This is a genomic window from Parasphingorhabdus sp. DH2-15, from assembly GCF_051668705.1.
In the GTDB taxonomy this organism is placed as follows: Bacteria; Pseudomonadota; Alphaproteobacteria; order Sphingomonadales; family Sphingomonadaceae; genus Alterisphingorhabdus.
Map to the genome: position 1 here is coordinate 1,591,506 of NZ_CP196351.1, position 14,031 is coordinate 1,605,536.

General features: G+C 48.6%; 12 protein-coding genes. 8 read left to right on the forward strand and 4 right to left on the reverse strand.

The window, feature by feature from the left end; translation table 11 throughout:
- Positions 1-53: 53 nt before the first annotated feature.
- A complete protein-coding gene (carA, locus tag ACR9YC_RS07430; protein WP_438725867.1) occupies positions 54-1,232 on the reverse strand; it encodes a glutamine-hydrolyzing carbamoyl-phosphate synthase small subunit in 1,179 nt (392 codons plus the stop codon).
- A gap of 144 nt (positions 1,233-1,376) precedes the next feature.
- Between carA and ACR9YC_RS07435 the strand changes: the two genes are divergently transcribed.
- The 5 genes from ACR9YC_RS07435 (at position 1,377) to ACR9YC_RS07455 (ending at position 7,695) form a co-directional block, all read left to right on the forward strand.
- On the forward strand, positions 1,377-1,832 hold the full coding sequence (locus tag ACR9YC_RS07435) for a GatB/YqeY domain-containing protein (RefSeq protein WP_438725869.1): 456 nt from the start codon (positions 1,377-1,379) through the stop codon (positions 1,830-1,832).
- Positions 1,833-1,901: 69 nt separating this feature from the next.
- On the forward strand, positions 1,902-3,791 hold the full coding sequence (gene dnaG, locus ACR9YC_RS07440) for a DNA primase (protein WP_438725871.1): 1,890 nt from the start codon (positions 1,902-1,904) through the stop codon (positions 3,789-3,791).
- A gap of 50 nt (positions 3,792-3,841) precedes the next feature.
- Positions 3,842-5,854, forward strand: coding sequence for an RNA polymerase sigma factor RpoD (gene rpoD, locus ACR9YC_RS07445; RefSeq protein ID WP_438725873.1), 2,013 nt, complete (start codon positions 3,842-3,844; stop codon positions 5,852-5,854).
- Between the two features lie 201 nt (positions 5,855-6,055).
- Entirely contained in the window at positions 6,056-6,700 is a 645-nt protein-coding gene (locus ACR9YC_RS07450) for a DUF6975 family protein (protein WP_438725875.1), read from the forward strand.
- Between the two features lie 149 nt (positions 6,701-6,849).
- Positions 6,850-7,695 (forward strand): AAA family ATPase, encoded by an 846-nt coding sequence (locus ACR9YC_RS07455; protein ID WP_438725877.1) that lies wholly within the window; start codon positions 6,850-6,852, stop codon positions 7,693-7,695.
- Between the two features lies 1 nt (position 7,696).
- On the opposite strand, the gene ACR9YC_RS07460 is transcribed toward ACR9YC_RS07455, so the two are convergent.
- Positions 7,697-9,097: a methyl-accepting chemotaxis protein gene (locus ACR9YC_RS07460; RefSeq protein WP_438725879.1), complete on the reverse strand. Its 1,401-nt coding sequence runs from the start codon at positions 9,095-9,097 to the stop codon at positions 7,697-7,699.
- Between the two features lie 159 nt (positions 9,098-9,256).
- Here ACR9YC_RS07460 and ACR9YC_RS07465 point away from each other — a divergent pair, with 159 nt between their 5' ends.
- Positions 9,257-10,438: a vWA domain-containing protein gene (locus ACR9YC_RS07465; protein ID WP_438725881.1), complete on the forward strand. Its 1,182-nt coding sequence runs from the start codon at positions 9,257-9,259 to the stop codon at positions 10,436-10,438.
- 140 nt (positions 10,439-10,578) lie between these two features.
- On the opposite strand, the gene ACR9YC_RS07470 is transcribed toward ACR9YC_RS07465, so the two are convergent.
- Together ACR9YC_RS07470 and ACR9YC_RS07475 are read right to left on the reverse strand one after the other, a co-directional pair.
- Entirely contained in the window at positions 10,579-11,784 is a 1,206-nt protein-coding gene (locus ACR9YC_RS07470) for an exo-beta-N-acetylmuramidase NamZ family protein (RefSeq protein WP_438725883.1), read from the reverse strand.
- On the reverse strand, positions 11,781-12,341 hold the full coding sequence (locus ACR9YC_RS07475; RefSeq protein WP_438725885.1) for a DOMON-like domain-containing protein: 561 nt from the start codon (positions 12,339-12,341) through the stop codon (positions 11,781-11,783). The genes ACR9YC_RS07470 and ACR9YC_RS07475 overlap by 4 nt, the downstream gene beginning before the upstream one ends.
- 30 nt (positions 12,342-12,371) lie before the next feature.
- Here ACR9YC_RS07475 and tyrS point away from each other — a divergent pair, with 30 nt between their 5' ends.
- The gene (gene tyrS, locus ACR9YC_RS07480) at positions 12,372-13,598 is read left to right on the forward strand and encodes a tyrosine--tRNA ligase (protein WP_438725887.1); all 1,227 of its coding nucleotides are present in this window, start codon (positions 12,372-12,374) and stop codon (positions 13,596-13,598) included.
- Between the two features lie 92 nt (positions 13,599-13,690).
- Positions 13,691-14,029 (forward strand): PilZ domain-containing protein, encoded by a 339-nt coding sequence (locus tag ACR9YC_RS07485; protein ID WP_438725889.1) that lies wholly within the window; start codon positions 13,691-13,693, stop codon positions 14,027-14,029.
- Positions 14,030-14,031 lie beyond the last annotated feature (2 nt).

The window sequence follows — 14,031 nt, forward strand, 5'->3', positions numbered from 1 at the left end:
TCACGGCCTCGGCATAGTATTTCATGTGTATATTTCGTGAGAGGGCAAAGTTATCATCCCAACCCCCGCACGAATTTCTCAAACAGGTAAAAACTGTCTTGCGGGCCTGGTGATGCTTCTGGGTGATATTGCACGCCAAACGCATTCTTGTCTTTTAGTGCGATGCCGCAATTGCTGCCATCGAACAGGCTTTTGTGTGTTTCTTGAACATTATCGGGCAGGCTGGCGCTATCAACTGCAAAACCATGGTTCATACTGGTAATCTCTACCAGCCCTTCGCTCTCATCCCAACCCGCGCCGATACGCTGAACCGGGTGATTGGCGCCGCGATGGCCCTGATGCATTTTAATGGTTTTAGCGCCTGTTGCCAGTGCCAGCAATTGATGGCCCAAGCAGATGCCAAAAATCGGAATGTCACGCTCCAAAAGACCTTGAATAACCGGAACCGCATGCGCGCCCGTCGCAGCGGGGTCGCCCGGTCCGTTAGACAGAAATACACCCGTAGGTTGCAACACCAAAATATCGTCAAGCGAAGTTTCCGCTGGAACTATAGTAACTTTTGCACCAGCTTTAACAAGGTTTCTGAAGATATTGCGCTTTGCGCCATAATCAATCGCAACGATGTGCGGGCGCTCACCATCATTTTCTGCTGCATAGCCATGACCAAGCTGCCAGATACCGCTATCCCATGTTGTTGTCTGGTCTCCAGTGACTTGCGCCGCTAGGTCCATGCCTTCCAATCCAGGCCATGCACGCGCCTTTGCCAGCAATTCATCAATATCAAACTGGCCGTCTTCATTATGGGCGATAACAACATGCGGCGCGCCGGCCTCTCTTATCCGCCGCGTTAAAGCTCTGGTATCAACACCCGACAGGCCTATGCGGCCATGCTGTGCCATCCATGCTCCAAAATGCTGCTCACTGCGGAAATTGCTTGGTGGAGTGATCGACTCGCGCACCACACAGCCCAGAGCATGAGGGCTATTGGCTTCAAAATCCTCGTCATTGGTGCCGACATTGCCGATATGCGGAAAGGTAAAGGTGACTATCTGCCCAGCATAGCTTGGGTCCGTCATCACTTCCTGATAACCGGTCATGGAGGTGTTAAAGCAAAGCTCCCCCACTGCGTCGCCTGTGGCACCGAAGCCATAACCCCAGACAAGCGAGCCATCTGCCAATACCAATAATCCGGTCGCGCCTTTGGGGGCTTGCGAATATGCGCTGTCGGTCATGGTCGCTCCTACTTCTGTTAGAATCTGTATTTTCAGCCAAATTGCAGGGCTTCTAGTCGTGGACAATGGCACGCGCAATCTAGGAAAAATAGTTTTATCCGGCTATGTCTTCCCTTTGTTTCAAAATAAGTTCGGAGAACGATTATGCTGCGTGATGACGTCAAGGCGGCACAAATTTCTGCTATGAAATCAAGCGATAAACCCCGTACAGCGGCGCTACGCTCGATTATGGCAAAGATTAAAGACAAAGATATTGCCCTGCGTACGGCGGATAAAAAACCCGAAGATGACGCAATGGTAACCGATGTTTTGCAGAAAATGGCCAAGCAACGCCGCGAATCGATCACCCTTTATGATGAAGGTGGACGCGATGAACTGGCGGCGCAGGAACGTTATGAACTGGCTGTGATTGAGGAATTTCTGCCCGTCATGCTATCAGAAGAAGAGACAAAGGCCATTGTCACCAAATTGAAGGACGAAATTGGCGCGTCTGGCATGCAGGATATGGGCAAACTTATGGGCCAGCTAAAGGCAAAGCATGGCGGTGAGATTGATATGAGCAATGCCAGCGCCATTGTGAAAGCCGCTTTGGCTGGTTGAAACCTGCTGCGTCATATTCGTGCATGCTATAATCTGGCGAGATCGTCACAAAACTGATAATTATCGCTTATGAACCTCTCACCCCAATGGCTAGATCAATTGCGCGGGCGGCTTACGCTGTCCTCGATCATTGGGCGCAGTGTTCGGGTGGAAAAAGCCGGGCGTGAATTTAAGGCCTGCTGTCCTTTTCATAATGAAAACACACCCAGCTTCACCATTAATGATGTGAAGGGTTTTTATCACTGTTTCGGCTGTGGTGCCCATGGCGATGCGATACGCTGGATGACCGATCATCGCGGATTGGGCTTTATGGATGCGGTCAAAGAACTGGCCAGCGAAGCGGGTATGGATGTCCCTGCCCCAGATCCAAAAGCCGCAAAACGCGCTGAAAAGCGCGATAGCCTTTATGATGTCTGTGCAGCAGCGCAAGACTGGTTTGCACAAAACCTACAAGGTGTAGAGGGCGCACATGCACGCGATTATCTGGCAAAGCGCGGTATCAGTGAAGACATTCAAGCCAAATTCGGCTTTGGCTTTGCGCCTGATGGCAGAGGGAATATCGCCAAAGCGCTGGATGGATTTGCCGCCGATAAACTGATCGAAGCAGGTTTGTTGATCTCCGTTGATGGCAAAGCACCTTATGATCGGTTTCGCGGGCGCTTGATGATTCCCATTCGCGATGCGCGTGGGCGCACCATCGCTTGGGGCGGTCGCATATTGGGTGCCAAAGAAAGACAAGAGCGGGAGCCCAAATATCTCAATTCACCAGACACGCCTCTGTTTGATAAGGGCCGCACGCTTTATAACATAGACAATGCCGCAGCCGCATCACGCCAAACCGGCCGACTAATAGTGGTCGAAGGCTATATGGATGCCATAGCGCTGGCTCAGGCCGGTTTTGAAGACGTTGTCGCACCGCTCGGCACAGCGCTGACCGAAGAACAAATCGGCATGGCGTGGAAAATGGCTGACCGCCCAATATTGTGCCTTGATGGTGATAATGCCGGCCAAAAGGCAGCTATGCGTGCGGCGCAGCGGGCCTTACCGATAGTATTTGCAGGACATAGCTTGGCATTTGCATCTCTTCCGCAAGGCTTAGACCCTGATGATCTGTTGCAACAATCGGGACCGACTGCCTTAGAACGGGTGTTGTCAGACAGTGTTTCCTTGGTTGATCGTATCTGGCAATATGAACTGGCCCAATCTGATCTATCCACACCGGAATCCAAAGCGGCGCTTAAAGCTGCTTTGATGGGCCATGTGCAGACAATAGCGGACCGCGACATTGCAGGTTTTTACCGCAACGAGTTGATGGATCGCTTTTACTCCGTGGTTCGCAGCAAATCGAGTTTCTCACATCCAACTTCAAGATCGACCAATTTTACAAAGGCATTTTCCGCTAAAGGCAAATGGCAGTCTAGCAAGTCGTCCGCGCCATTACAGGTCAGCAAGTACCAGAAAAATCTAGGCGTCGTAGAGGCAGTATTGTCAGGTTTTCTAAGGATACCTAAGGCTCTGTCTCTTCATGGAGAAGCCTTATGCGCTCTGGATTGCCAGAATGAAGAGCTAAGCCGATTAAGAAACTATTTGCTGGAATATTTAGCGCAGGGCCAGCCTCTTGATCGTGACCATTTGCTCTCCATATTAAGAGATGAAGGATTTGGGGAAGTAAGCAGCAGATTATTGCGGGCCGATGGTCTGCATTTCTCATTCTCCAGAGACAATGATATTGGGGACAGCGAACAGGAGCAACTTGATCAGGCGCAGCGGGATCTACAAGAAGTTTTACACATCGCGGTGGCCCAGCCACGCATAATGGCATTGCTACAAAGGGTTTCGGCAAAGCTGGACAATGAACCCAGTGATGAGGCATTTATGGAGTTTGCTAAGCTGCAGGAACAACGGCGCAATTTCAGTCAACGCATAAGTCATCTTGCAGAACGTGCACGTGCCCGATAGAGAGACGATTAAAATGGGTAAAGAACCCAAAGAAACAGGAATACATAATCTTGGCAAGCAAAGCTAAAGACACAAGCGATAATGAGCGCGAAGATGGGGATGCCCCGCTGATTGACCTCAACGAAGCGTCAATTAAGAAGCTCATAACCAAGTCAAAAAAACGCGGCTACATCACCTATGATGAGCTTAACGAAGCCTTGCCTCAGGACCAGATGTCATCTGAGCAGATTGAAGATGTCATGTCGGCAATCTCTGAAATGGGCATCAATATCTTCGAAAATGACGAAGATGCTGCTGAAGATGGCCCTGAAGAGGTCGATGTTGAGCCGAAAAAGGCCGAAAAGCCAGTAGCGGAAAAGAAAAAAGAGACCAGTGATCGTACCGACGATCCTGTCCGCATGTATTTGCGTGAGATGGGCGCGGTTGAATTGCTGAGCCGCGAGGGCGAGATTGCCATCGCCAAACGCATTGAAGCTGGCCGCGACACGATGATCCTCGGCCTTTGCGAAAGCCCCATCACCTTCCACGCTATTATTGAGTGGTCGACAGCTTTGAATGAAGGTGAAATGCAGCTGCGTGAGATTGTCGACCTTGATGCCATGCTTTCCAAAGAACCGGCACCGGAAAATCTTGACGAAGAAGCCGATGATGACGGCGAAATTAGCGAAAAAAATGCCGGACCTTCATTTAAAGAAGATGATGAGGTCGAAGAAGAGTCCGCAGATCAAGATGATGATGAGGACAATCTGACAGAGCGCCGTACAGAGCGGCAAAATGATGATGACGATGAAGACAACACATTGTCGCTCGCACAGATGGAAGCTGCGCTTAAGCCCGATGCGCTTGAGAAGTTCCTCCAAATAACCAATCTTTTCAAAAAATTCGCCAAACTTCAAAGCGAGCGTTTGACAACATTGGGTGTCGGCGATGACTTCCCGGCTGCTAAGGAAAAGAAATATCATGCGCTGCGTGAGGAGCTCACAGCAGAGGTCGAATCGGTTCAATTTCACGCCAGCAAAATCGAATATCTTGTCGACCAGCTTTATGCATTTAATCGCCGCCTGACTGCATTGGGCGGGCAAATGTTGCGTTTGGCAGAGCGCCATAAAGTTCCGCGCAAGAGCTTCCTTGACCGTTATCTCGACCATGAGCTTGATGAAAACTGGCTAGAAGATGTATCAAAAGTTGATAAAAAATGGGCAGCTTTCGCTACTAATGAAGCGGCAGCAGTAGACCGTATCCGCACAGAAATTAGCGATATTGCCTCTGCTACCGGCATGTCATTGCGCGAATTCCGTCGTATTGTGAACATGGTACAAAAAGGTGAGCGCGAAGCACGAATTGCCAAAAAAGAGATGGTTGAGGCCAATCTGCGCTTGGTTATCTCCATAGCCAAAAAATACACCAATCGCGGTTTGCAATTCCTCGACCTTATTCAGGAAGGCAATATTGGCCTGATGAAGGCGGTTGATAAATTTGAATATCGCCGCGGGTACAAATTCTCCACCTATGCGACTTGGTGGATCCGTCAGGCTATCACCCGCTCTATTGCTGATCAGGCGCGGACCATCCGTATTCCGGTCCATATGATCGAAACGATCAACAAACTTGTGCGCACAAGTCGCCAGTTCTTGCATGAGCAGGGCCGCGAACCGACGCCAGAAGAAATGGCTGCTCGCCTCTCCATGCCATTGGAGAAAGTACGCAAAGTGATGAAAATCGCCAAAGAGCCGATCAGTCTCGAAACGCCTATTGGCGATGAGGAAGATTCGCATCTCGGTGACTTTATCGAAGACAAAAACGCCATCATTCCTGTCGATGCAGCCATTCAGGCCAATTTGAAGGAAACTGTTACGCGCGTCTTAGCCAGCCTTACCCCGCGTGAAGAGCGCGTTTTGCGTATGCGCTTTGGTATCGGCATGAATACTGATCACACTTTGGAAGAAGTCGGACAACAGTTCAGTGTGACACGTGAACGCATTCGGCAGATTGAAGCCAAGGCTTTGCGCAAGCTCAAGCATCCTTCACGCAGCCGCAAAATGCGCAGCTTCCTCGATCAGTAAATCATTACATAGATCATCACGGCCTGTTGGATATGTGTTCAGCAGGCCGAGTTGTTTCTGCACTGTATCACTATACTTAATATCACTTTAGGTAAGAGTGTGTTCAGAATTTTAGGGTAATGTCTCTCATTGAAGGATTGTCGAAACGGCAATTTTCAAGCGAGGTAGACAGTGCGAGCAGAGCAAGACATTCAAGGCGATATGCAAGATCGGTTAAAGCCGATTGACTTGCTGCAACTGCGCTCCACACGCCAACCTGTCTTGCTGCGTGAACTGGCAACCAACAATGCTGCCTTTAATGGTAGCGATATTGCCGATGTTGCGCATTATCTTTGTCTGCTACACGGACGCTATCCGGGATTGATGGACAGTTTGGCCGATCGCATGGTCGCTTCGGGTGACAATTTCTTTAGCGAGCTTGCAGAACGTTTTACCGCTGAACGGCGTTTATTGACCGACCTTACCGTCGCAGCCGGACCAATTGGCAGATTATTAGGCGAAGACCGCTCAATGAACATTGTTGAACAATTGCGCGTTTCTATCGACCTTTTGGCACGATCGGACCGCGAAGGCTGCGCACTGGGTGCTGCAGCGGCGATGCTTACAGAATGGAAGCATATCCGCCCTGCCCTTAATGCTGTTGCATCCAGGCTTTCCGTAAAAACTACTGGTTTTGACCATGATGCATTATCAACACAAATGCTGGAACGTGTTGCCAGTTATCCGGAAAAACGTCACCAGCGCGCCATTGCTTTTGGCGTAAAACAACTATGCCATCAACACGAACAATTTTGGTTACTCCTTAACAATCGCTGCGCCGCACGTCGCGCCGCATTGCATGGCTAAAAACATCTCATCTGCTCCCTTAGATTAGCGGCTATTTCATAACCTGTTGCACCATGACGGCAAAATGTTCGCTTGCGATTTTAATCCTGCCTATCTATCGAATTTAATCACGTAATTAATTCGATAACTTTCCAAAAGGACAGCCAGCGATGCAGCGTTTTGACGGCACCAAAAATTATGTAGCCACAGATGACTTGAAGGTTGCCGTAAACGCAGCTGTCACCTTGAGGCGGCCATTGCTGGTTAAAGGCGAGCCAGGAACAGGCAAAACCGTTCTGGCGCAGGAAATCGCCGACTCAGTTGGTGCTCCGTTGATCGAGTGGAATATCAAATCAACCACCAAAGCGCAGCAAGGCCTTTATGAATATGATGCCGTTGCGCGGCTGCGCGATGGGCAGCTGGGCGATGAGCGTGTGCACGACATTGCCAATTATATTAAGCGCGGCAAATTGTGGGAAGCATTTACAGCTCCGAAGCTACCAGTGCTGTTGATTGACGAAATTGACAAAGCCGATATCGAGTTTCCAAATGATTTGCTGCAAGAATTAGATCGCATGGAATTCCACGTTTATGAGACGGGAGAGACCGTCAAAGCGGCAGAACGACCCATTGTGATTATCACGTCCAATAATGAGAAAGAACTGCCCGATGCATTTTTGCGCCGCTGCTTCTTCCATTATATCAAATTCCCTGATCGCGACACGATGCAGTCGATCATTGATGTCCACTTTCCTGATATTCAAAAGCGTCTTGTCGCTAAAGCAATGGATATATTTTACGAAGTGCGCGAAGTGCCTGGACTGAAAAAGAAGCCCAGCACCAGCGAACTTCTCGATTGGCTGAAGCTATTGCTGAACGAAGATATGCCGCTTGAGGTGCTGCAAAACCGCGACCCAACTAAGGCCATTCCTCCATTGCACGGCGCGTTGCTCAAAAACGAACAAGATGTGATGCTCTTTGAACGCTTAGCATTCATGGCACGCCGCAATAGTTAGATTAGCTGGTATAAGCCAATTCATAATTGCCCCAATAGCGACCGTTTATCCACAGCGGGACAAAGATGTTTTTTAGAACAACGCACTGATCTTCTGTGGGGTTGAACCGGTACGAACCAGCATGAAACTCTTCGTTTCGCTTGCTGACCGCTTCTGATGTCAGTTTGTCCATCAATATCATGCGGTTGCGACAATATTTCTTGTCATGATCTGCATCACCTGTAGGTGCTTTGGATCGCGCGCTTAAATGGGTTGGCAAATAACCATCTTCATTTGTGCAAACACTGCTATAGATATTTTGTTTTTGTGCTTGGAATTGGTCCAACAATGGCTGGATTTTGCGATCCGCATAGTCGTTAAATCTGGTGTTAAAGCGTTCTGGTCCAACGCCGCCGACAGGTTGATAATCGCGATCAAACACTGCCTCTTCAGACACTTCGCCTGAAGCAATGCCCTGCTCAATCACCTTGCAGACATGTGCAGCCGCTTCTTTGGCCGCAGCAATATATGGGTTATCGCGGTTAGACATGCCGGTGTGCAGAAGATTGTTAAACATCAAATTTGTTTTTTCTTCTAATGCGGTCATATTCTCCAAAACGCCGTCAAGCTGACGCACATTGGAACCCACATCATCGGAAAATTCGAATAATGTGTTACACATATGGGCCGTGTTGCGGCGCAGCTTTTCAGAGCTGTCAGAGATAGTATCTGACTGATTGTCGACTTCGGTCACAAGATGCGAAACATTTGATAAAGTCCGCCCGATCATTTCCATCCCGGATTTCGCTTCATGGCTCTTATTGGCGCCCTGCCCCAATTGCTCGCCAATAATATCGGCTTGCCCTGCCAGAGATGTCATTGATTTGGTAATTTCTTCTGCAGCAGATCGCGAATCCTGCGCCAGCTTTTTCACCTCTGCTGCAACTACAGCGAATGTCGCACCAGCTGCACCAGCACGTTCGGCCTCAATTGCAGCATTTAACGCCAGCATATTGGTCGACTTTGCAATAGCATCAATTTTTTGACTGGATTTAAGAACTTGATCCATTGTCTCGGTAAATGTGGTGATCTTATCGCCCATGAAAATCACTAAGTCGATGATCGCCTCAAACTCTGTCATGGACTGCTGTATTGTGGTTGCACCTTCGCGCAATTCGCTTTGTGAACGCGCCGACAAAGCCCTTGCCTCTTCAATGGCACGGCCCACTTCATCTTGCTCTTGTTCCAGCATGCGGGCGATTTCCTGCAAGCCAGCGCGCTTGCCATCAATGGATTTCCCAGTCTCTAGGACATCACCAACAACCCGGGCTGCTTCACTGCATTCAACCATGGTTTCGCCACAGATTGCAGACATTGCATCCAGTATCTGGTTGTCATCAGCCCTAATTGCATTCAATTCCATATTCGCCTCCGTTTCCTTTCCGTAGCGAGATGATAGTTAATTTCGCGTAAACCATGCGATAATCACTTGCCTGATATGGTAAGCTGAAAGATCGCAAATTCCGCTTTGACCAAGTGCAGATTTTCGGGCAACACAGCCACAAAGGACAATGGAATAGCTATGTTTTTTGATTTTATGGATGCATTGCGCAGCGCTGGTATTCCAGCCTCGCTTAAGGAACATCTTGCTCTGCTAGAGGCGCTGGACAAGGACGTGATTGAACGTTCGCCAGAGGAATTTTATTATCTTTCGCGCGCAACCTTAGTGAAGGACGAAGGGCAGCTTGATCGATTTGATCAGGTTTTTTCCCATGTTTTCAAAGGCATTCAAACCAGTTTTGAAGAACAGAATGCCACTATTCCCGCCGACTGGTTGCGGCAGGTTGCGGAAAAGTATCTCAGCGAAGAAGAAATGGCCGAAATTGAATCCCTTGGTGACTGGGATGAGATTATGGAAACATTGAAAAAGCGCTTGGCTGAACAGGAAAAACGCCATGAAGGCGGAAGCAAGTGGATCGGCACTGGCGGCACATCACCGTATGGCAATGGCGGATATAACCCTGAAGGCGTACGCATTGGCGGGGAAAGCAAGCATAAAAACGCCGTAAAAGTCTGGGACAAAAGAGAATTCCAAAATCTGGATAACACCAAACAACTGGGCACTCGCAATATCAAAATGGCATTGCGACGGCTACGCCGTTTTGCACGCGAAGGTGCCGCAGACGAGTTGGACATTAATGGCACGATTGAAGGCACTGCCCGGCAAGGCTGGCTGGATATTAAAATGCGGCCTGAGCGACATAATGCTGTTAAGTTGCTGCTTTTCCTTGATGTCGGCGGCTCAATGGACCCGTTTATCAAACTGTGTGAAGAGCTTTTTTCCGCAGCAACAACCGAATTCAAGAATCTCGAATTCTTCTATTTTCACAACTGTATTTATGAGGGCGTTTGGAAGGACAATAGCCGCCGATTTACCGAACGCACCCCGACATGGGATATTCTGCACAAATTCGGCCATGATTATAAGGTCATATTTGTCGGAGATGCTTCGATGAGTCCTTATGAAATCAGCCACCCCGGTGGATCAGTCGAACATTTTAACGAAGAAGCTGGCTCTGTATGGATGCAGCGCATGGTCAACACATATCCCGCGACCGCTTGGCTCAATCCGGTTCCTGAGAAACAATGGGGTTATTCGCAAAGCGTTCGTATGTTCCAAGAGTTACTCAAAAATCGCATGTATCCACTAACCCTTGACGGCTTAGACGATGCAATGCGCGAACTTAGTCGCAAGAGCGGATAAACCGCCCGCAACTTAGCTTTTAAAATTCCACAGACCAGAAGTTTAGCTCTCTGCTGGGCCAATCATATAAGACTATAATATTAGCGACCGTATCACCGTAAAAGAGCGTCTTCTATTAACCCGAAATCAGCAGATTTATCCTATTCCGGATATATGACGAAATCCCTTATCTGCTCACGCCATGCAATTTCATCCACCACCGTCAATGCCTCTAGATCGCCTAGCTCTGCTCCTGCATCATCGACCCATTCACGCAGCAAGGTTGATCCGTTGATGACATCTATCGCCAGCTTATCATATTCATATTCATAGGGAAAATCGCGCCAAAGCGGATAATCTGGTTGTAACAAACGAATGGCTTTGAACGCCAGTGACTGCAACCGCCATGGCCTGAATGCATGATGGTCATAATCCGGGCCTTCCGCATGGAATTGAATGCCGTGACACAACTGCCCGACATGTTTGTGGAATGTCGGTTCAAATGAACAGGGGCGCAACGTGCAGCCCTTCATCCAATCAGGCGCCAATTGCTCCATCTTGTTCAAAATGGCCTGTGTGTTGATATCCGGAGCGCCAAACAACTCTAAAGGACGTGTTGTCCCCCTACCCTCACTTAACATCGTGCCTTCCAGCATCACTGTACCGGCATAGGCCCTTGCCATCATCACATTGGGGGCATTGGGGCTAGGGTTGATCCATATCCGATCAGCAGGCCAGCCAAATTCAGGTGCCAGATCAGGCCTCCAGCCATCCATAGCAACAATTTCCAGATCAACGTCAAGCTGGCATTCTTTTACGAAATAGCGCGCCATTTCACCCATTGTCAGGCCATGGCGCATAGGCAGAGCAGCAGCACCAACAAAACTCTCCCAACCGGGACGCAAGCTTAAGCCTTCAATAGGGCGGCCTGCTGGATTGGGGCGGTCAAGAACCCAGAATTCCTTGCCATGCTCTGCACAGGCTTCCAGCATATAGCGAAGCGTTGTCAAATAGGTGTAGATACGGCAACCCAGATCCTGAAGATCAAACAATATGACATCAAATGTTTCCATAGATTCAGCTGTCGGGCGGCGTACTTCACCATAAAGACTGAAAATCGGGATATTATATTCCGGATCAATTTCATCCGGCGTTTCTACCATATTGTCCTGCTTATCACCTTTTAGTCCATGTTGTGGGCCAAAAGCAGCAGTCAGTTCAATATCATCGCAAGCGACAAGCGCATCTATGGAATGCGTCAAATCATCCGTCACAGAAGCAGGATGCGCGACCAGTGCAACCCGTTTGCCATGGAGCTTTTTGCGAATATCTTTATCGCGTAATAATCTATCAATTCCGTTTTTCATGGGCATATTGGTGGCTGGAGTTGGATGGTAAAGCAATCCCTATTGTGAAAATCCGGCTTATCTGAAGGGTGCGCCAAAGCCCAATACGCCAAAGTTGATGGCTCTTGTTCAATAACCGCGCTCAACCCCATATCCATCGGCTTTTTATGCGCCAACTGCCCAAGATCGACATAAGCGATAAGTTGAAATGCATTCGGGCCGTGCCATTGGGTAGTTATATCTGGGCTGACAAGGTTTAGAGCCGGCTGCATTGCAAAACGGTAAGATTCAAAGCTGTAAATCGCATAGGCGCCAGACGGTGAAAAATTATATTCTATATATTGGTTACTGTCTTCAAGACCGATAAACGCCTCAAAGCACGTATGCTGCCACAAATTGTCTTGCCAGGTCTGCGCGGATTGTTCGGGCAAGATGATTGATTGCAAATTGCCGGTCAAAGAGAATGTCAATTTGAGCATAGTTTGCGCAGAATATTCGTACTTTGTCGCCACTTCATAGTCACCAGCGACAGAATTTTCATGCAAATGCAGCTTGTTTTCACCTAACCCCCTACTCAAAGCCTTATCTCCCTGCTAACCGCGCTTATTATGACCGAATATTCATCAGATTTACTACGCCAGCTTCAACAGCGCGGCTATATCCACCAAATCACCAATGCGGAAGGGCTGGATAATCTTGCCCAAAAACAGGTTGTGCCTGCTTATATCGGTTTTGATGCAACCGCGTCATCTTTGCATGTCGGCAATCTGGTGTCGATCATGCTACTAAGACGGGTCCAGCAAGCAGGCCATAAGCCAATTGTCGTGATTGGCGGCGGAACAACCAAAGTCGGTGATCCATCGGGCAAAGATGATGTACGTAAATTGCTTGATGAAGAGGGCATTGCGGCGAATATCGCGTCTATCAAACAGAGTTTTGAGCAATTCCTCACCTTTGGCGATGGCCCGAGCGATGCGATCTTGGTCAATAATGCGGACTGGCTTGATCAGCTCGACTATATTCCATTTTTGCGAGATGTTGGGCGGCACTTCACCATCAACCGTATGTTGACATTTGACTCGGTTAAGTTGCGTCTACAGCGTGAGCAACCACTGACATTTCTCGAATTTAATTACATGATCCTGCAAGCCTATGACTTTCTGGAATTGTCACGCCAGCATGATTGCCGGTTACAGCTCGGCGGCTCCGATCAATGGGGCAATATCGTCAATGGTATAGAGCTGGCACGCCGTATTGATGGCAGTGAATTATTTGGCGTTACCTCTCCTTTGATAACCAAAGCCGATGGCAGCAAGATGGGCAAGTCTGTTGATGGGGCAATCTGGCTGAACAAGGATAAGCTGTCTGATTATGATTATTGGCAGTTCTGGCGCAATACAGATGACCGAGATGTCGGTCGCTTCCTGAAATTGTTCACGGATTTGCCCGTCGAAGAGATTGCTCAGCTTGAAGCATTGGAAGGTGCCAAGATTAACAGTGCAAAGATAGCCCTTGCCAATGCGGCAACGGCCATGTGCCGTGGAGAAGTTGCTGCGCTGCAAGCAGAGCAGACTGCAAAACAGGCTTTTTCAGGCGATGGTTTGGCCGAAGATTTACCTCGACTGACAGTTCCTGCAAATGGGATAGCAATAGTCGATGCCATGATCGAATTGCATCTGTGCGCAAGCAAGGGTGAAGCCAGACGATTGATCAAAGGCGGCGGCGTCAAGATTGATGGAGAGAAAATTGATGATGAGAAAAGCATCATTATTCCATCCGCTGAAGACAGAAGACTGTCAGTTGGAAAGAAAAAGCACGCTATCTTATCAACTTAGGCAGAAATCCTGTTAAATCAGCCAAAGTTTACATTTTTTTTGGTTTTAGAGAATATCAATAGGTGGTTGATGATCACAATTGGAAATTCTCTATGACAAGAGGTGCAAATCTATCGGTAATGGACATGCGACAAGCAGCGCGGCACAGCGTTGACCATGTCGTCATTGCCGAACACAGAAGCATGGGCGATATCAAAGTCCATATCGTCAATATTTCGGCAAATGGTTTTATGACTGAAGGCGATATGCCCCTGCAAAAGGGCGAGCGCATAACTGTCCGCCTACCTTCACTCGGTCAGTTGGAGGCCCATCTGATATGGTCACTTGGCGGCCGTTCGGGTTTTCAATTGGAGCGTATTATTCGCCAAAACGAATTTAGCGACCTTATCAAAGCCCTAAAACCGGGCTCAGGTACGCAGAAATTCCGTTAAGC

What these genes read in the sequence shown, in the direction of transcription:
- ACR9YC_RS07460 (WP_438725879.1), bottom strand. Translation starts at nt 9,097, where the DNA reads ATGGAATTGAATGCAATTAGGGCTGATGACAACCAGATACTGGATGCA.
- ACR9YC_RS07485 (WP_438725889.1), top strand. Translation starts at nt 13,691, where the DNA reads ATGACAAGAGGTGCAAATCTATCGGTAATGGACATGCGACAAGCAGCG.
- ACR9YC_RS07455 (WP_438725877.1), top strand. Translation starts at nt 6,850, where the DNA reads ATGCAGCGTTTTGACGGCACCAAAAATTATGTAGCCACAGATGACTTG.
- ACR9YC_RS07435 (WP_438725869.1), top strand. Translation starts at nt 1,377, where the DNA reads ATGCTGCGTGATGACGTCAAGGCGGCACAAATTTCTGCTATGAAATCA.
- ACR9YC_RS07450 (WP_438725875.1), top strand. Translation starts at nt 6,056, where the DNA reads ATGCAAGATCGGTTAAAGCCGATTGACTTGCTGCAACTGCGCTCCACA.
- dnaG (WP_438725871.1), top strand. Translation starts at nt 1,902, where the DNA reads ATGAACCTCTCACCCCAATGGCTAGATCAATTGCGCGGGCGGCTTACG.
- carA (WP_438725867.1), bottom strand. Translation starts at nt 1,232, where the DNA reads ATGACCGACAGCGCATATTCGCAAGCCCCCAAAGGCGCGACCGGATTA.
- ACR9YC_RS07470 (WP_438725883.1), bottom strand. Translation starts at nt 11,784, where the DNA reads ATGAAAAACGGAATTGATAGATTATTACGCGATAAAGATATTCGCAAA.
- tyrS (WP_438725887.1), top strand. Translation starts at nt 12,372, where the DNA reads ATGACCGAATATTCATCAGATTTACTACGCCAGCTTCAACAGCGCGGC.
- ACR9YC_RS07465 (WP_438725881.1), top strand. Translation starts at nt 9,257, where the DNA reads ATGTTTTTTGATTTTATGGATGCATTGCGCAGCGCTGGTATTCCAGCC.